Source organism: Oerskovia paurometabola (assembly GCF_016907365.1).
Classification (GTDB): Bacteria; Actinomycetota; Actinomycetes; order Actinomycetales; family Cellulomonadaceae; genus Oerskovia; species Oerskovia paurometabola.
Genome location: NZ_JAFBBV010000001.1, coordinates 3,616,278 through 3,633,556, shown reverse-complemented (window position 1 = coordinate 3,633,556; position 17,279 = coordinate 3,616,278). Strand labels below are relative to the sequence as shown.

Sequence of the window (17,279 nt, the reverse complement as noted above, 5' to 3'; positions counted from 1 at the left end):
GCGCGGCGGCCTGTGGACAGGCGCCTCGGGGGCCTACCTGTGCACGGTCCGGAGTGCGGTCAGCTCGCGGACGGCGTCGAGGAGCCCGACGAGCTCGACGACGAACCGCTCGACGACGACCCGGTGCTCGACGACCCCGAGGACGAGCTGCTCGACGAGTCGGACGACTTCGCGGGCGTCGCGGGCGTGGTCGAGCCCGTGCTCGACGACTTCGAGGAGCGCGAGTCGGTGCGGTAGAAGCCCGAGCCCTTGAAGGTCACGCCGACCGACGAGAAGACCTTGCGCAGGCGACCGCCGCACTCGGGGCACACGGTGAGCGCGTCGTCGGTGAACGCCTGGTGGATGTCGAAGGCGTGGCCGCAGGCAGTGCACGTGTACGCGTAGGTGGGCACGGTCTCTCCTCAGAGGTCGCGGGGGTGGGTGCGGTCGTCACGGGGCGGGTGCGAGCCTGCTCCGCGGCGTCCGGCGTGCGCGTCGGGTCGACGGCAGGACACAGCCGGACTGGCACTCGGGTCTTCTGAGTGCTAATCATACGCCTGGCCCGCCCGGGGTAGTCTCGCACCGTGTCTGCTGATGTCCCCGCCGGAGTCCACGGCGACCCCCCGCCGCCCGTCCCTGCTGCCCGCCGGGGAGGTTCTCGCGCCCGTCGCGGCATCATCGCGATCGCCGCGCTCGTCGTCGTGCTCCTGGTCGCGGCGTCGGTGTTCACGGTCGTCACCGTCCGCCGACCGCTCCCGCAGACCGACGGCACCCTCACCCTGACGGGCCTCGACGCAGAGGTCAGCGTGCTCCGCGACGCGCAGGGCGTACCGCAGATCTACGCCGACACGCCCGAGGACCTCTTCCGCGCCCAGGGCTACGTCCAGGCGCAGGACCGCTTCTTCGAGATGGACTACCGCCGCCACGTGACCGCGGGTCGTCTGGCCGAGCTCGTGGGCGACTCCCAGGTCGCGATCGACGCGGACAAGGTCACGCGCACGTTCGGCTGGCGCCTGGTCGCCGAGGAGGAGTGGAAGATCCTCGCCCCCGAGACCAAGGCCTACCTCCAGGCCTACGCGGACGGCGTCAACGCCTACCTCGATGACCGCGACCCGAGCGAGATCGCGCTCGAGTACACGGTGCTCGGCACGAGCGTCTCGGTGCCGGACCCCGAGCCCTGGGACCCGATCGACTCGCTCGCGTGGCTCAAGGCCATGGCCTGGGACCTGCGCGGAAACTACGACGACGAGCTCGAGCGCGCCATCGCGTACGGCGGCTTCGCGGGAGCCTCGAGCGGAGCCCAGGACCCCGCCAAGGTCGCGCAGGACGTGGCCCGTGTGGGCACCCTCTTCCCCGCGTACCCGGCCCAGGCGAACCTCCCCATCCTCGACCCGTCCGAGGTGCCGACCACGAGCGAACCCGTCCAGGTCGAGGGCGCGGAACAGACCGCGTACGCGCCGACCCTCGCGGGCAGCGAGCTCCAGTCGGCCGTCGCCGCGGCCGACGCCGCGCTCGCGGCCGTGCCCGTGCTCGTCGGACGCGGCGAGGGCACCGGGTCCAACTCGTGGGTCGTCTCGGGCGAGCACACGGCCAGCGGCAAGCCGCTGCTCGCCAACGACCCCCACCTGTCCCTCCAGGCCCCCAGCGTGTGGGCCCAGGTCGGCCTCCACTGCAACGAGGTGAGCCCGGCCTGCGGGTTCGACGTCTCGGGGTTCTCGTTCGCGGGCTTCCCCGGCGTGATCATCGGGCACAACGCCGACCTGGCCTGGGGCCTGACGAACATGGGCGCCGACGTCACCGACTTCTTCATCGAGCGCGTGCGTGACGACACGTACCTGCGGGGCGACGACTGGGAGCCTCTCGAGACCCGCACCGAGACCATCAAGGTCAACGGCGGCGAGGACGTCGAGCTCAAGGTCGCCTCGACGGTCCACGGACCGATCGTCTCGACGGTCCTGCCCATGGACAAGGTCGCGGCCTCACCGACCGAGGGCACCCCTCTCGGCGACTACGAGGTCTCGCTCCGGTGGACCGCGCTCGAGCCCGGCCGCACCGCCGACGCCGTCTTCGCGTTCAACCTCGCGGCGGACGCCGAGGACATGAAGGCCGCCGCGGCCCTGTTCGAGGTCCCCGCCCAGAACATCGTCTTCGCGACCACGGACGGGCACATCGGCTACCAGGCGCCGGGCCGGATCCCGGTGCGCGCGAACGTCGAGGGGCCCGTGCCGTCGGACGGCACGTGGCCGCGACCCGGGTGGGACGAGCGCTACGACTGGACCGGCTACGTGCCCGCCGCGCAGATGCCGGGCGTGGTCGACCCCGAGGAGGGGTTCGTCGTCGCGGCGAACCAGGCGGTGCTCCCGGCAGGGACCACCCCGTTCCTCACGACGGACTGGGACTACGGCTACCGCTCGCAGCGCATCCGGACCCTCCTGCAGGAGGAGATCGACTCGGGCCGCAAGGTCGACGTCCAGACCATGAACGAGATCCAGAACGACGACTGGAGCCCGTACGCCGCGGCCCTCGTGCCCCTCCTGCTCGAGCAGGACATCGAGAACAGCAAGGGGGTGCGCAACGACTTCGCGGCCGAGGGGCAGGACCTCCTCGCCGACTGGGACCAGCACATGGACAAGGACTCGGCCGCGGCCGCGTACTTCGCCGCGGTGTGGCGCAACCTGCTCGAGATCACGTTCTGGGACGACCTGCCGGAGAGCATCCGTCCCGCGGGCGGCAGCCGCTGGCTCGCCGTCGTGCAGAACATGCTCGCCGACGAGACCAACGCGTTCTGGGACGACCGCCAGACCGTGAGCGTCGTCGAGACCCGCGACGAGGTCCTCAACCGGGCGATCACCTCGGCCCGCCTCGACCTGACGACCGAGCTGTCGAAGAAGACGACCGACTGGGAGTGGGGCAAGCTCCACACGCTCTCGCTCGGTCACGTGGTCCTCGACAACGACGCCGTCCCGGGCTTCGTCCGGGCCTACGTGAACCCCCGCACGGTGGCCATGCCGGGAGGCTCGTCGATCGTCAACGCGACGTCGTGGGACGCGGCCTCGGGCAGCTTCGAGGTCACGTCGGGTCCGTCGATGCGCATGGTCGTCGACCTCGCCGACCTGGACGCCTCGACCTGGGTCACCGTCACGGGCACCTCCGGGCACCCGGCGTCCAAGCACTACGAGGACCAGCTCGGCACGTGGGCCGCGGGCGAGACCTACGCGTGGCCGTTCACGGCCGAGGCCGTGCGCTCCGGCACCAAGGACACGCTCACGCTGGTCCCCTGACGGGTGCGGCGTCGTCGGGCATCGCCTGCCCGACGACGCCGCACACCCCGCCCGACCGGCCCACCCGCCTGGGTGGCCGGGGGAGAGCGACGAAGGGCCCGCCCGGGCGAGCTGCCCGGGCGGGCCCTTCGTCGTGCGCGAGGGACGGCGGAGCCGGTCAGTCCTGACCGATCCAGCGCCACCCGAGGGGCGTCGCGACAGCGTCCACGGTGCGGTCGTGCTTCTCGAGGGGCAGCGGACGGTCGGTCGCGTCGTAGACCTCCTCGGGGAAGACGACCGCGATCACCTTGGTGCCGGGGCGCACGTGCTCGAGAGCGCGGTCGTACCAGCCGCCGCCCTGCCCGAGGCGGACCCCGTTCGAGTCGACCGCGAGCGCGGGCGCGATGACGACGTCGGCGTCGGCGAGCGCGGCCGCCCCGAGCGTGGGGCCGCTCGGCTCGGGCGGCCTGCCCGGGGCGCGGACCTGGAGGTCGTGCGCCCCGTCGAACTCGGCCCAGTCACGCTGGAGGCCGGCGCCCAGGACGGGCAGGAGGACGCGGACGCCCCGGGCGGAGAGCCGCTCGAGCATCGCCGTGGTGCCGGGCTCGGTGGGGCGCGCCGCGTACGTCGCGACGCACCGCGCGGACAGGACTTCGGGGATGGTCTCGATCACGTCGGCGATCGCCTGGGCCGCTTCGTCGCGGCGGCGCTCGGTGCGTGCGGATCGAGCAGTGCGGATGGCTTTTCGGAGGATCTCCTTCGCGTCCTCGGGTTCGATGCTTCCATGCAGGGGATACGGCTGAACCGGGCCACTCATGCGCCTATTGTCGCAAAGGTTCGGGCAAGAAGTGTCCGTGGTGCCGTCGTCGGACGGAAAGGTCCGGATCGCGGAGGGTCGAGGGTGCGCAACGGATGCCGTGCCGTCCGCCCGGGTGCATGCTGCTGCTGGTGTCGGTGTGTCAGGTCGTGATACACCCTGTCCACCAGGCGTCGCGTCGGTGATCCTGGTGCTCGAAGGCACGACGTCTCGGGCTCTGCAGCCGAGGACGGACGATCGATGGGCACGGGAACTATGACGAGCAAGCTCGCGCGGACGTGGAGCGTGTCGAAGCCGTGGCCGGTGACGCTCCGCGAGGACGCCACCGACGGCAGCGTGGTGCTGCGACCGTTGCGCCGCAAGGACGGGCACGCGTGGATGACGTTGCGTGCCCGCAACGCGTCGTGGCTCGAACGCTGGGAGGCGACGTCGCCCCGGCCCGGCGCGGGCGGCGGACCGCCGACCTTCGGGGAGTACGTGCGCATCCTGTCCGCCCAGGCGCGCGCGGGCACGACGTTGCCGTTCGCGGTCGAGCTGGACGGCGAGCTCGTCGGGCAGCTCACGGTGTCGAGCATCACGTACGGGTCGTTGTGCTCGGCGAGCGTCGGGTACTGGGTGGGGGAGCACGTCGCAGGACGCGGTGTGACCCCCACCGCGGTCGCGATGTCGGTCGACTACTGCTTCCAGGTCCTGGGCCTGCACCGCATCGAGATCAACATCCGCCCGGAGAACGGTCCGAGCCTGCGCGTCGTGGAGAAGCTGGGCCTGCGGGACGAGGGCGTGCGCGAGCGCTACCTCCACATCCAGGGCCAGTGGTGCGACCACCGGACCTTCGCGATCACGACCGAGGAGGTCCCTGACGGCCTGCTGACCCGCTGGCAGGAGCGGCGCCGCGACGCCCCATAGTGCATGGTCCGGTCAGGGAAAAGGACCGACACGCCGTGCGGCGTCCGGGAGCCCACCTGGCGGCTCGCCTACGGTCGGCATGTGGAATCGACGACGGGCTCGGCAGGCGTGGCGGTCCTTGCCCTGTTCGTGATCTGGTTCGCCTACTACGTGCCGCACCGTGTCAAGCAGCGCCAGCAGTTCCTGGACTCGCGGGTCGAGGACCGGTTCTCCGGCTCGCTGCGGGTCCTGGGGGTCGCGTCGGGCAAGCGTGAGCGCCGTGCGTCCCCGGGCCACCTGGGGGCTGCCGAGGGGCGATCGCTGCTCCTGGGGCCGGCCCTCGCGACCGAACCCGACGTCGGGCTCCTGCTGCGGGTCTCGGACGCAGGCACGGACGCACCGAGAGAAGTCCAGCAGGTCACGACCGGTGGCACCGGCCACCGGCCGTCGTCGAAGGAGGGGCCGCAGACCATGGAGAACGACGTCCGCACGGGAGACCCTCGCCCGTCCATCGCGCCCGGGCGGCGCGCCGAGGGCGGCACCGCCGACACGTCCGTGCCCCGCAAGGCGCCCTCGTCGTCGCGCATCGCCCTGCTCGAGCGCCGCGCCAAGGCGGCGCGGCGCCGCCTGGCGCTGACGGTCCTGCTGCTGCTCGCGACCGCGGGCGCGTGGGTCGCCGTCGGCTTCGGCCTGGTGTCCTGGTACGCGGCCGCGGGCCCGACGGCGGCGCTGGTCCTGGTCCTCGTCCTGGGGCGTCAGGCGGTGCTCGCCGCGCGCCGGGCCGACGCCGCGTGGCTCGCGGACCGTCGAGCCGCCGCCAGGGAGGCCGCACGCGCCTCGCGAGGGCCCGTGCAGGGCAGCCCGGTGGCTCCGCGCAACGTCCACCCCTCGCGCGTCACGGGGCACGCCGTGCGGCCCTCGCAGACGAGCACCCAGATGATCCCGCGCGTCACGCCCGCCGACCTCGAACGTGGTGCCGCGCGCAGCCGGGACCGGCGTCCGGCGACCGGATCGACCGCACGCGTCGAACCGGAGCCCGACCTACCCCGACCCCGGACCGGGGCCAGCGGCGGCGAGCTGTTCGACGACCGGCAGCGCGAGAAGCCGGTCGTCGTCGTGGTCGAGGCGGAGGTCGCTGAGGTCGCGCCTGCCGAGGCACGCCACCAGGCGCCTCGCCCCGAGCGGACGGCACCGTCGACCGACGGCGAGGCCGGCGACGCCTGGGAGCCCGTGCCGGTCCCACGCCCGACGTACACCATGAAGCCCACGGCCTCCGAGACCGGCGTCGCACCGGTCCAGGTGGCCGTGCCCGTCGCACCGGCTGCCACGCCGCGTCCCGCCCCCGAGGGGCCGGGCGCGGGGGTGACCGGCTCGCCGGTGGTGCCGGCCGTGCCGGTGTCGACCCGTCCTGCCGTCCCCGCGGCGGGCGACGACAAGAAGCCCAAGACCGAGACGCTGGGCCTGGACCTCAACGAGATCCTGGCCCGCAGGCGCGTCTCGGGCGGGTAGGTCCCCCGCGCGGGGGCCTGGCGGGGCCGCGAGGGCGACGGATTGTCGAAGCACTCGAATCAGGTGCTAATGTTGACCTCGCTCTGGGGCTATGGCGCAGTTGGTAGCGCGTCTCGTTCGCAATGAGAAGGTCGGGGGTTCGAATCCCCCTAGCTCCACCAGGCACAAGGCCCGGAACCGTCAGGTTCCGGGCCTTCGTCGTTCCGTCACCCTGTACAGGCTGGGGGCCAAGTGGGGGGATCGTTCGTCATGCCCGGGCCAGGCGTTCAGGCGTGTCGTGAGGCCCTCGAGCACGGCCTGGGCGAAGTCGTCGGCGGCCGAGGGCACGAGGTCGGTGATGCGGTAGGCCATGACGGTGAGCCACTCGGCCGCGGGGTGGGTCTCGCTGGTCGTACCGCCGGCGCGCTGCCGGTCACCGGGGCCGTCCACACGCTGAGTCCGTCACCCGAACCGGCTTCTCGGAACCGCTACCGTGATCCCGTGAAGCTGAGAGTGGCCGCGGTACAGGCGGAGGCGATCCCGGGCGACACGGTCGCCAACGTCGAGAAGGCCGCACGTCTCACGGCCGAGGCGGCCGCGGCGGGTGCGCGCCTCGTCGTCCTCCCCGAGGCGTTCGTGACGGGTTACGACGACGCCGTCTTCGCGCGACCGCTGCCTCGTGCCGACGACCTGTCCTGGGCGTCGCCGCTGCAGCGTACGGTCGACGCCACCGGAGCCGTCGTCGTGCTGAACACGGCGCTCGACCACGGGGACCGTCGCGCGCTGACGAACCTGGTGCTCGCCCCGGGGCGCGCTCCATGGGTCGCCTACGACAAGCAGCACCTGCACGCGAGCGAGCGCGATACCTTCTCCGCGGGGCCCGGCGGCGCGAGCCTGACCGTCGACGGGGTCGAGGTCGCCCTCTCCGTCTGCTACGACGCGAACTTTCCCGAGCACGCCGCCGCCGCCGCAGCCGACGGGGCGAGCGTCTACGTCAACAGCGGCGCGTACTTCTCCGGCGGCGCCCACCGGCGGGACCTGCACTACGCGGCCAGGGCGCTCGACAACGGGATGTACGTCGTCTTCGCCGGTCTCGTCGGGGCCCCGAGCGACTTCATCGGCGGGTCGGCGGTCTTCGACCCGGTCGGGCGTCGTGTCGCGCACGTCGAGTCCCGCGAGGGGCTGGCGATCGCCGACGTCGATCCGGCGGTGCTCGCGGCGGCCCGCGACGCGCAGCGCATGTGGACGGACAGGCGCCCGGCGCTCGGCGAGCGAGCCCGCGAGACGGTCTTGCCGGGCTGACCCGCGCCTGGTGCGCGGGTAGCGTCGGCGTCCATGGACACCTCTGCGCCCGTCTTCGTCGCCGGCCCCGCCTCGTGGAACGAGCTCGTCTACCTCGACGCCCTGCCCGAGCCGCGTTCGCAGACGTTGTTCGCGGAGCGTCACCGGGCCACGGTCGGTGGCACGTCGGCGGGCAAGGCCCTCAACCTGCGCGCTGTGGGCCGCGAGGTCGTGCTGCGCACGGTCCTGGGGTCCGACGACGCCGCTCCCCGCGTGGAGGACGTCCTGCGGCGGGCGGGGGTCACGCTCCTCGTGGAGCCGTCGCCGGACGGCCGGACGGAGCGCCACCTCAACCTCATGGGTGGGGCGGGGGAACGGTTGTCCATCTACCTCCAGGCTCCCGGCGAGGTAGCCCCGGGGTCGACGTGGGACGCCGCCGTCGCGGCGCTGACCGCGGCCCCGGCCGTCGTGGTCGACCTCGCGCTGCCCGCCTTGCCGCTGCTGCGCGAGGCGCGCCGTCTGGGCAAGGACGTGTGGTGCGACGTGCACGACTACGACGGCGAGGCCGAGTTCCACCGCGAGTTCGTCGAGGCGGCGTCGTTCCTGTTCCTCAGCTCGGACCGGCTCCCGGGGTACCGGGCCTTCATGGAGGCCCGGGTGGCAGCCGGTGCGCGGCTCGTGGTGTGCACGCACGGCGCGCGGGGCGCGAGCGCCCTGACCGCCGACGGTGGGTGGGTCGAGGTGCCGGCCGTCGCCGTCGAGCGCGTCGTGGACACCAACGGCGCGGGCGACGCGTTCTTCGCGGGCTACCTCGACGCCCACCTGCGAGGCGCGGGGGTCGCCGAGGCGCTGGGCGAAGGTGCCCGTCGTGGCGCGCTGTGCGTGCAGAGCCCGGACCTGGCGCCGCTCGGCTGAGCGACGGCGCCGCGGGCGGGGCGCCGGGGGCCGGTGACGTCGCGGGCCGCTGCCCGCGAGGAGAAGGTCAGGCGCCGGACACGCACTCGATCGGGCGGCCGTTCACGTCGTGGACTCCCGGGCCGAGCTCGGCGCACTCGCCCATGAGCCACACGAGGGTCGCGGCCCAGATCACGATCGCCACGATCACGAGGAAGGAGATCGTGATCGCGGCCACGGCCCACCAGTTGTTGAGCCTGGCTCGGCGCGACTTCACGAGCCCGACGATGCCGAGGACGAGCCCGACCAGCGACAGGGGGATCGAGAGGACGAGCCCGACGATGCCGAGGGCCTTGCCGGGGTTGTGGACGACGGGCTCGGGGTGGGTCACGGTGCTTCCTCGGTGTCTGCGGTGCGGTTGTGCGGGTGCGGGTGCGGGTGCGGGTGCGGGTGCGGGTGCGGCGGGTGTTCGGCGCACGAGCGGCCGTGGGCCCCGACCGGAGATCGGTCGAGGCCCACGGGGTGCGGTGCGGTGACAGGTGTCACGGGCAGGGGACGGTCTCGCCCTGCCACACGATGGTCTCGCCCGAGGGGACGCCCTCGCAGGCCTCGAGGAGGGCGTTGCCCGCCACGAGGAAGAAGATCCCGACGACGATCGAGGCGATGAGCAGGACCGCGCCGACGATGATCCCGGCGAGGGCGAAGCCGTTCTTGTAGCCGGCCTTCTTCGACTTGACCAGCGCGACGATGCTCAGGACCACACCGATCAGCGACGTGCAGGTGAGGATGGACAGCACGAGGCCCACGATGCCCAGCGTCTTGCCGGGGTCGGTCGCGGGGGCGGTCGCGCCGTACCCCTGGGGGGCGGGTGCCTGCGGTGCACCGTACTGGGGCGCCTGCGGTGCACCGTACTGGGGCGCCTGCGGCGCGCCGGAAGCCGGTGCGCCGTACTGGGGCGCCTGGGGTGCCTGGCCGGCAGCCGGGTCCTGGGGGGCGCCGTAGGGGTCGGGCGTGCCGGACGGGTTCTGCTCGGGGTTGGACATGTCGCTCCTCGTGGTGCGGGCAGGGTTCGCGGCCCAGTATGGCGTGCCCGGTGACCCTGGACAACGGGTGCTCACGCCGTGTCGGGCGTGACGTCGTCGGGCCTGTGACGAGCCGACCGGATGTGAAGGTCTCGTGGCGTCGACGATCTCGTGGCGGACAAACCTACGCTTGCGTAGGTTGTGCGGGTACTGTCGGTCACGTTCGCGACGAAACCACCCGTCGGATGTGCTGCCTCCGGGCGCCGCGTCTGCGACCACGAGAGGCCATCCCTTGACGCTCGACGCCACCGCTCCTGGCCGTACGCAGTCTCCGCGTGAACGCCAGGTCAGCGAGTTCACCGCCCTCACCCGCACCGTCCAGGAGCTCGGCCTCATGCGCCGCCGCTACGGCTACTACTGGACCAAGTTCGCCGTCCTGCTCACGCTGCTCGCCGCGACCGGGGTCGCCTTCGTGCTCATCGGCGAGTCCTGGTGGCAGATGGGTATCGCCGCGCTGCTCGCGGTGCTCCTCACGCAGACCGCCTTCCTCGGCCACGACGCCGCGCACCGCCAGATCTTCCGGTCGGGCGGCTGGAACGACTGGGCGAGCCTGGTCGTCGCCAACCTGCTGGGCGGGCTGTCCTACGGCTGGTGGCAGCACAAGCACTCGCGTCACCACGCCAAGCCCAACACGCGTGGCGGCGACCCGGACATGATCAACGGCGTGCTCGTGTGGGAGACCGAGACGCTCACCGAGACCAAGAGCGGGCTGCGCGCCTGGTTCGCGGCACGCCAGGGGTACCTGTTCTTCCCCCTGCTGCTGCTCGAAGGCCTCAACCTGCACGTCGCGGGGATCAAGACCATCTTCGGCCGCGGGCCCGTCAAGCGCCGCACCGTGGAGATCGTCTTCGTCGTAGCCCGCCTCGGCGGGTACCTCGCGGCGGTGTTCCTGGTCCTGCCGGTGGGGATGGCCTTCGCGTTCCTCGGCGTCCAGCTCGGCCTGTTCGGGGTGCTCATGGGGGCGTCCTTCGCGCCCAATCACAAGGGCATGCCGACCGTCGCACCCGACGTCAAGATCGACTTCCTGCGTCGTCAGGTTCTCATGTCCCGCAACATCACGGGCGGGCGCTGGGTCGACGTCGCGATGGGCGGCCTGAACTTCCAGATCGAGCACCACCTCTTCCCGAGCATGCCGCGTCCCTCGCTGCGCAAGGTCCGTCCGATCGTCAAGGAGTTCTGCGCCGAGCGGGGCATCCTCTACACCGAGACGACCCTCGTGGACTCGTACCGGATCGTCGTCCGGTACCTGAACCGGGTGGGCCTCGCGGCCCGCGACCCGTTCCAGTGCCCCCTCACGGCTCAGTACCGTTCGGTACGCTGAGCCTGCGGGCTGTCGACTCCGGCTGGCTCGCGCGACATCGGGCGACGGAGCCCCACGGCGACGCGCCGCGACTCGGCGCGGCACACGCAGTAGGGGATGATAGAGACGTGAATTCACGGAAGGCCCGATTTGTCCTGGTCGCCTCGACCCTCGCCCTGACCACGTCCCTGCTGGCCGCCTGCGGCGACGGCGACGTGACGGGTGAGCGGCCCGAGGTCCAGACCGAGGACCTGCGTGCCGCGGCGGTCGACCAGATCGCGCCCGTGCTCGTCCTGACCTCGACCGACCCCGCCGAGCTGGCGCTCACGGCGAGCCAGTCGTTCTTCTCGCGGGCCCCCGTCGTGGTCCTGGCCGACGCGGACGACGAGACCGCGCAGGACGCGGCCGCAGCCGCTGCGCTCGAGCTGCACGCTCCGGTCCTGCTCATGGGCGGGGCGATCGCCGACAGCGGGCTCGCGAAGGAGATCGAGCGCCTCGGCGCCGTCACCGCTGTCGTCGTGACGCCGGACCGGGCGCCGAACGTGGATGCGGCCGGGGTCGTGACGGCGGGAGCGGCCGCCGTGCCCGTGGCGTCGAGCGAGGATCTCGAGCAGGACGCGAAGGGCTCGGTCAAGGCCATCGCCCCTTCCCTCGACGCGGTCGCGCTCGACGCAGGTGCTCTCGTCGAGACCGTGGACGGTGGGGCCGAGATCGACGAGAACGACCTGGCAGAGGTGCGCGCCCAGCTCCCCGACACCGCGTCACCCCGCCTCCTGACGGAGGTCCTCGCGCTCGTCGACGAGGCGCCGGGTCAGACGGCGGCCCTCGCGACCGCGCGGGCCGCCGGGGTGGTTCCGTTCGCGGTCGCCGGCGGGGACCCGCGGGCGACGAGCGCATCGGTCCAGGCCATGGCCAAGGCCAAGGCGCTGGCCGTCGTCGGGATCGGTGAGTCGTTCGGCACCGTCGAGGACCTCACGGCGCGCGTGCGCGCCGCGGAGACGGGCGTGGAGCTCGCCGGGGGCGGGCAGCTCGTGTCCGCGGGCAAGCGCTACGTGGTGCTGCCCTCGACCACGGTCCCGTCGACGCCTGCCAGGACCGCGGAGATGGTCGAGAAGGCGGCGGCCCGCGCTGAGCCGTACGTCGCGGTCGCGACCGCGGAGGGTGACCAGACGGTGACGGTCCCGACGGTCGAGCTCGTCGTGACGGAGTCGTCCGGGGCCGCGGGCAAGGACGGCAACTACTCGACCGAGCTCGCGGTCGAGGCGGTCCGTCCTGCGGTGCAGGCCGCGCTGGACGCGGGGCAGCAGGTGCTCCTCGAGATCCAGCCCGGCCGGGCGACGTTCGCCGACCAGGTCGAACGGTACGCCGACCTGCTCGCGCTGCCCGGCGTGGGCGTCTCGCTCGACCTCGACGCACGACGCGCGGGCGGGACCGTGAAGAAGGACGGCGAGGTTCCCGCCGAGGAGATCAACGAGGTCGTCTCCTCCCTGGAGAGCCTCGTGAAGGCCAAGGCGCTGCCGCAGAAGCTGCTGGTCGTGCACGCCTCGACGCCGAGGTCGGTGACGAACATGGGGGCTCTCGTCACGACGAGCGACTCGGTCGTCGTCGTGGTGCACTCCGACGTCGCGGGGTCCTACGCCGCCCGGACCAAGGCCTGGGACACGCTCACGGCCGGGGCGCCGGGAGCGTTGCGCTGGGGTCGGACCGACCTCGTGGGCGAGGTGACGCCCGAGCGGGCCGCGACCACGGAGCCCGTCACGCCGGATCCTCTCGTCGTCGTCGTCGAGTAGGTCGGGCTCGCCGCACCGTCGCGTTCTTGTCTCCCTCAGCCGGGCCGGTTACGGTATGTCGGCCAGTACAGACGAATCGATTCGATTCGGTCGCTTCGAGACAACCACGACGACGAGGTCCCCGATGGTCGCCATCATTCCCCAGCCCCTGCAGGTCGACTCCCGGGCGGGAGACGACGCGCTCCGGCTCGAAGGGGCCGTCGTCGTCGCCGGTCCCTCCGCGGCCGAGCAGCACGTCGCCGCGTACGCGGCCGAGCTCCTGACGCGTGCGGCAGGCACACCGGTCACCGTGGCGGACGCCCTGCCCGACGGCGCCCCCGCCGTCGAGCTGCGTCTCGCCGAGGACGCGGGCCCAGCGGGGTCGGTCAGCCCGGAGCGCCACACGATCGAGGTGAGCGGGTCGAGGGCCGTGCTGACGGCTGCCCTGCCGGTCGGTCTGTTCGACGCCGTGCAGACCCTCCGCCAGCTCGTGACCGAGGGGGAGCACGGCGCCGAGGTGGGCGCCGTCGTCGTGCGGGACGCCCCCCGCTACGCCTGGCGCGGCCTCTCGCTCGACATCGCCCGCAACTTCTTCCCGCTCGAGCAGCTCGAGCTCGTGATCGACGTCCTCGCGTCGTACAAGCTCAACGTCCTGCACCTGCACCTCACGGACGACCAGGGGTGGCGCATCGAGACGCCGTCGCGCCCCGAGCTCGCGAAGCTCTCGTCCGACACCTCGACGAGCGGCAAGGCCGGGGGCCACCTGAGCCTCGCGGACTTCCGCCGCCTGCAGGACTACGCCGCAGACCGCTTCGTGACCGTCGTCCCCGAGATCGACCTGCCCGGGCACACCAACGCCGCGACGGCGGTCTACGGCGAGCTGCGCGCCGACGGGCAGCGCACCGCCAGGTACGAGGGCATCGAGGTCGGGTTCTCGCAGCTCACCTACGACCTGCCCGCGACCGAGCCCTTCCTGCGCGACGTCCTCGGAGACATCGCCGCGATCACGGACGGCGACTACATCCACGTCGGTGGCGACGAGGCCCTGACGCTCGGGGCGGAGGAGTACGCGAAGTTCATCGCGCTGCTCGAGGAGATCGTGCTCGAGACCGGCAAGAAGGTCATCACCTGGCAGGAGGCCGCGCAGGCCGACACCCGGCCCGAGACCCTGGTCCAGTACTGGGACACCCGCACCGACGTCGCCCCCTTCCTGGCCGCTGCCGAGCGTGGCTCGCGCTTCATCATGTCCCCCGGCAACCACGCGTACCTCGACATGAAGTACACCGCCGAGTACCCCCTGGGGCAGGACTGGGCCGGGCTGATCGAGCTGCGCACCGCGTACGACTGGGACCCCGCCGAGATCATCCCGGGGCTGCCCGCCGACCAGGTCGAGGGGGTCGAGGCCGCGATCTGGACCGAGACGCTGTCGACCCAGGACGAGCTGTTCCACATGCTGCTGCCCAGGCTGTCCGCCGCCGCCGAGGTCGCCTGGACCGCTCCCGAGCGCAAGGACTGGGAGGACTACCGTCGCCGCGTCGTGAGCGAGGCCGCGACGTGGCGCCGTGAAGGGCTCCCGTTCCACGAGACCCCGCAGGTCGACTGGTCCTAGCGGACCGCTCGGTGCCGAGCATGCGGTCGACCGCATGCCCGGCCCCGGCCCCGGGTCCGCGTCCGGCCCCGGGGCCGGCTAGATCCAGCTCGGCAGCCACATGTGCAGGCGCCAGAACCACTCGGGGACGTTCATGGCCGTCCAGATCGGGTAGAAGAAGATGCTCATCACCACGATCACGGTCATGAGTGCGGTCACCCCCCAGATCACCCAGCCCCTGGCCGAGGGGAGCCGCTCGGTGCGTTCGAGCAGGACCGTCACGACGTAGACGAGCGCGAGGACCACCCACGGCGTGAACACGATCGCGTAGAACGTGAAGATCGTGCGGTCCGGGTACGCGAACCAGGGGAGCCAGCCCGCGACGAGGCCGCTGAGGACGGCCGTGGCCCGCCAGTCCTTGCGCCACACCAGGAGCACCACGGTCGCGACGACCGCGAGGGCCGCCGACCACCACAGGACCGGGTTCCCGAGCGACGTGACGACGCGCGCGCACTCGTCGTAGCCGCAGCCCGTCACACCGTCGGACCCGTCGCGGTAGTAGAACGACGTCGGGCGCCACTGGACCAGCCAGCCGATGGGCTTGGAGGCGTACGCGTGCTCGGCGCTGAGCCCGGTGTGGAAGTCCATCATCTTCTGGTGGTACGCCCACAGCGACCGCAACGACTCGGGGAGCCACTGCACGCCCTCGCCCGGGTGCTCCGCGGCCCAGTCCCGCAGGTACGCGCTCGGCGAGCGGAACCAGGAGAACCACGTGGCCAGGTAGGTGAGCGCCGCGGTGGGCAGCATGATCAGCGCGGCGGGGACGGCGTCGAGCAGGAGCGCGTCCTCCCACCACCGCTTGATCCCGACGGCGCGGCGCGCGCTCGCGTCCCACAGCACCGACAGCAGGGCGAAGACCGCGAGGAAGTACAGCCCGGACCACTTGACCCCGCACGCGAGGCCGAGCGAGACCGCCGCCGCGAAGCGCCACCACCGCCACCCGAGCCACGGCCCGTAGCGGCCGATCTCCTGGCCCGCATCGAGGATCGCCGCCACCTTGTCGGCGAGCCGCCGCCTCGCCTGCTCGCGGTCCAGCAGCAGGAAGCCGAACGCGACGAGCACCCAGAACATGAGGAAGTTGTCGAGGAGCCCCGTGCGCGAGTGCACGATCGCCATGCCGTCGATCGCGAGCAGCCCACCCGCGAGGATGCCCATCGCGGTCGACGCGAACAGGCGGCGCGCGATCCGGGCCAGGAGGAACACCGCGAGCACGCCGACCAGCGCGGTCGAGATGCGCCACGACCACGGGTTCTCGGCGCCCCCGAAGAGCTGCATGCCGCCTGCGATCATCCACTTGCCCAGGGGAGGGTGGACCACGTAGTCGGGCACGCTCAGGAAGGTGTCGACGTTCCCGGCCTCGAACGCCGGGTTGGGCTCGTCCGGCCACTTTGCCTCGAACCCCACCCGCAGCAGGGTGTACGCCTGCTTGACGTAGTACGTCTCGTCGAAGACGAGGGTGCCGGGGCGCCCCAGGTCCCACAGGCGCAGCACACCGGCGAGCAGCGCGACGAGCCCGGGGCCGAGCCAGCCCCACAGCCGGTCCTTCGACGTCGCCCCGAGCGCGAGGCGGCGCGCGCCGAGCAGCGTGAGCAGCAGGCGGTCGCGGGCGGGCAGGGCCGGGTCCGGTGCGTCGGTCGCCTCGACCGCCTCGGCCCGGGGTGCCGGGAACGGGTCGTCGGTCGCGGGGGCGGGGACGGCCGGCATCGGGTCCGAGGAAGGCTGGGGCACGTCGGCCATCGTAGGACGTGGAACGCTAGGGGGTATGAGCAACGCCCGCCCCACGCCCGCGTCCACCCCCGAGTCGCCCGCCCCCCTGCCCGACGGCGCCGCACCGGTCCGGGCCGCAGCGCACCCCGCCGAGGTGGGCGAGCACGTGGGAGGCGACGCGCCCGAGGCGCGCGACGGCGTCGGGCCGGAGGACGAGACCTCCACGGCGAGGGACGACGAGACCCCGGACGAGCAGGAGCCGGTCGGGCGCGGTGCCAAGGACGACGGGCATCTCGTCCTGGCCGCGACACCCATCGGCAACGTCGAGGACGCGAGCCCGCGGCTGCGACGCCTCCTGGCGGAGTCCGCGGTCGTCGCGGCCGAGGACACGCGCCGGCTGCACGCCCTCGCCACGCGCATGGGCGTGTCGATCGGCGGGCGCGTCGTGAGCTATCACGAGCACAACGAGGTCGAGCGGGCCGACGAGCTGCTCGACGTCGTCGAGGGCGGTGGCACGGTCGTGATCGTGACCGACGCCGGCATGCCCTCCGTCTCGGACCCCGGTTACCGCGTCGTGACGCGGGCCGTCGAACGCGGCCTGCCCATCACCTCGGCCCCCGGCCCCAGCGCGGTCCTCACCGCGCTCGCGCTGTCGGGGCTGCCGACCGACCGCTTCTGCTTCGAGGGCTTCCCGCCGCGCAAGCCCGGCGAGCGGGCGCGCACGTTCGAGGCGCTCGCGCGCGAGCCCCGGACCATGGTCTTCTTCGAGGCCCCGCACCGGATCGACGACACGCTCGCCGCGATGGCCGAGGGCTTCGGCGCAGACCGGCCCGCGGCGGTGTGCCGCGAGCTGACCAAGACGTACGAGGAGGTCCTGCGCGGCACGCTCGGCGAGCTCGCGGCCGAGGCCGCCGACCGCCAGCTCCGTGGAGAGATCTGCGTCGTCGTGGCCGGGGCACCGGCGCGCGAGGCCGTGTCCGTCGAGGAGCTCGTCGCCGAGGTCCTGGCCAGGGTCGCCGCAGGGGAGCGTCTCAAGGAGGCCGTCGCCGAGGTCGCGACCGCCGCGGGAGTGCCCAAGCGCGACCTGTACGCGGCGGCGCTCGCAGCGCGCAAGGCCTGACGGGAGCCGTGTGTCAGAACGAGCGTGACCCCGGGGCCACGCTCGTTCT

14 protein-coding genes and 1 tRNA gene are annotated in these 17,279 nt (G+C 72.7%); 10 read left to right on the top strand and 5 right to left on the bottom strand.

Annotation, left to right across the window (positions count from 1 at the left end):
- Positions 1-59: 59 nt before the first annotated feature.
- Positions 60-392, bottom strand: coding sequence for an FmdB family zinc ribbon protein (locus JOD48_RS16215; protein ID WP_191791053.1), 333 nt, complete (start codon positions 390-392; stop codon positions 60-62).
- A 171-nt stretch (positions 393-563) separates the two neighbouring features.
- Between JOD48_RS16215 and JOD48_RS16210 the strand changes: the two genes are divergently transcribed.
- Positions 564-3,260: a penicillin acylase family protein gene (locus tag JOD48_RS16210; protein ID WP_191791052.1), complete on the top strand. Its 2,697-nt coding sequence runs from the start codon at positions 564-566 to the stop codon at positions 3,258-3,260.
- Between the two features lie 157 nt (positions 3,261-3,417).
- Here the strand turns inward: JOD48_RS16210 and JOD48_RS16205 are convergent, their stop codons facing one another.
- The gene (locus JOD48_RS16205) at positions 3,418-4,056 is read right to left on the bottom strand and encodes a 5-formyltetrahydrofolate cyclo-ligase (protein WP_138823037.1); all 639 of its coding nucleotides are present in this window, start codon (positions 4,054-4,056) and stop codon (positions 3,418-3,420) included.
- Positions 4,057-4,296: 240 nt separating this feature from the next.
- On the opposite strand from JOD48_RS16205, the gene JOD48_RS16200 reads away from it, so the two are divergent.
- The 5 genes from JOD48_RS16200 (at position 4,297) to JOD48_RS16180 (ending at position 8,625) form a co-directional block, all read left to right on the top strand.
- On the top strand, positions 4,297-4,962 hold the full coding sequence (locus tag JOD48_RS16200; protein ID WP_225227134.1) for a GNAT family N-acetyltransferase: 666 nt from the start codon (positions 4,297-4,299) through the stop codon (positions 4,960-4,962).
- An 81-nt stretch (positions 4,963-5,043) separates the two neighbouring features.
- Positions 5,044-6,450 carry a SepX/GlpR family protein gene (locus JOD48_RS16195; protein ID WP_204809793.1) on the top strand — a complete coding sequence of 469 codons (1,407 nt, stop codon included), beginning with the start codon at positions 5,044-5,046 and terminating at the stop codon, positions 6,448-6,450.
- 85 nt (positions 6,451-6,535) lie between these two features.
- Positions 6,536-6,611: transfer RNA gene (locus JOD48_RS16190), tRNA-Ala, on the top strand.
- Positions 6,612-6,930: 319 nt separating this feature from the next.
- Positions 6,931-7,731 carry a carbon-nitrogen hydrolase family protein gene (locus JOD48_RS16185; RefSeq protein WP_307824200.1) on the top strand — a complete coding sequence of 267 codons (801 nt, stop codon included), beginning with the start codon at positions 6,931-6,933 and terminating at the stop codon, positions 7,729-7,731.
- Between the two features lie 33 nt (positions 7,732-7,764).
- Complete coding sequence (locus tag JOD48_RS16180) at positions 7,765-8,625, top strand: carbohydrate kinase family protein (protein WP_204809791.1); 861 nt, start codon at positions 7,765-7,767, stop codon at positions 8,623-8,625.
- 67 nt (positions 8,626-8,692) lie between these two features.
- Here JOD48_RS16180 and JOD48_RS16175 read toward each other — a convergent pair whose 3' ends face one another.
- Positions 8,693-8,995, bottom strand: a complete 303-nt coding sequence (locus tag JOD48_RS16175; protein ID WP_204809790.1) for a hypothetical protein — start codon at positions 8,993-8,995, stop codon at positions 8,693-8,695.
- Between the two features lie 151 nt (positions 8,996-9,146).
- Complete coding sequence (locus JOD48_RS16170) at positions 9,147-9,647, bottom strand: DUF4190 domain-containing protein (RefSeq protein ID WP_204809789.1); 501 nt, start codon at positions 9,645-9,647, stop codon at positions 9,147-9,149.
- Between the two features lie 271 nt (positions 9,648-9,918).
- Here JOD48_RS16170 and JOD48_RS16165 point away from each other — a divergent pair, with 271 nt between their 5' ends.
- The 3 genes from JOD48_RS16165 (at position 9,919) to JOD48_RS16155 (ending at position 14,364) form a co-directional block, all read left to right on the top strand.
- The gene (locus JOD48_RS16165; RefSeq protein ID WP_239527455.1) at positions 9,919-11,007 is read left to right on the top strand and encodes a fatty acid desaturase family protein; all 1,089 of its coding nucleotides are present in this window, start codon (positions 9,919-9,921) and stop codon (positions 11,005-11,007) included.
- Between the two features lie 107 nt (positions 11,008-11,114).
- On the top strand, positions 11,115-12,776 hold the full coding sequence (locus tag JOD48_RS16160; protein WP_204809788.1) for a hypothetical protein: 1,662 nt from the start codon (positions 11,115-11,117) through the stop codon (positions 12,774-12,776).
- Between the two features lie 124 nt (positions 12,777-12,900).
- Complete coding sequence (locus tag JOD48_RS16155) at positions 12,901-14,364, top strand: beta-N-acetylhexosaminidase (protein WP_239527453.1); 1,464 nt, start codon at positions 12,901-12,903, stop codon at positions 14,362-14,364.
- A 78-nt stretch (positions 14,365-14,442) separates the two neighbouring features.
- On the opposite strand, the gene JOD48_RS16150 is transcribed toward JOD48_RS16155, so the two are convergent.
- Positions 14,443-16,140, bottom strand: a complete 1,698-nt coding sequence (locus tag JOD48_RS16150; protein WP_372440764.1) for a dolichyl-phosphate-mannose--protein mannosyltransferase — start codon at positions 16,138-16,140, stop codon at positions 14,443-14,445.
- A gap of 25 nt (positions 16,141-16,165) precedes the next feature.
- On the opposite strand from JOD48_RS16150, the gene rsmI reads away from it, so the two are divergent.
- Positions 16,166-17,230 carry a 16S rRNA (cytidine(1402)-2'-O)-methyltransferase gene (rsmI, locus tag JOD48_RS16145; protein WP_239527450.1) on the top strand — a complete coding sequence of 355 codons (1,065 nt, stop codon included), beginning with the start codon at positions 16,166-16,168 and terminating at the stop codon, positions 17,228-17,230.
- The last annotated feature ends 49 nt before the right edge of the window (positions 17,231-17,279 follow it).

What these genes read in the sequence shown, in the direction of transcription:
- JOD48_RS16155 (WP_239527453.1), top strand. Translation starts at nt 12,901, where the DNA reads ATGGTCGCCATCATTCCCCAGCCCCTGCAGGTCGACTCCCGGGCGGGA.
- JOD48_RS16200 (WP_225227134.1), top strand. Translation starts at nt 4,297, where the DNA reads ATGGGCACGGGAACTATGACGAGCAAGCTCGCGCGGACGTGGAGCGTG.
- JOD48_RS16170 (WP_204809789.1), bottom strand. Translation starts at nt 9,647, where the DNA reads ATGTCCAACCCCGAGCAGAACCCGTCCGGCACGCCCGACCCCTACGGC.
- JOD48_RS16205 (WP_138823037.1), bottom strand. Translation starts at nt 4,056, where the DNA reads ATGAGTGGCCCGGTTCAGCCGTATCCCCTGCATGGAAGCATCGAACCC.
- JOD48_RS16150 (WP_372440764.1), bottom strand. Translation starts at nt 16,140, where the DNA reads ATGGCCGACGTGCCCCAGCCTTCCTCGGACCCGATGCCGGCCGTCCCC.
- rsmI (WP_239527450.1), top strand. Translation starts at nt 16,166, where the DNA reads ATGAGCAACGCCCGCCCCACGCCCGCGTCCACCCCCGAGTCGCCCGCC.
- JOD48_RS16180 (WP_204809791.1), top strand. Translation starts at nt 7,765, where the DNA reads ATGGACACCTCTGCGCCCGTCTTCGTCGCCGGCCCCGCCTCGTGGAAC.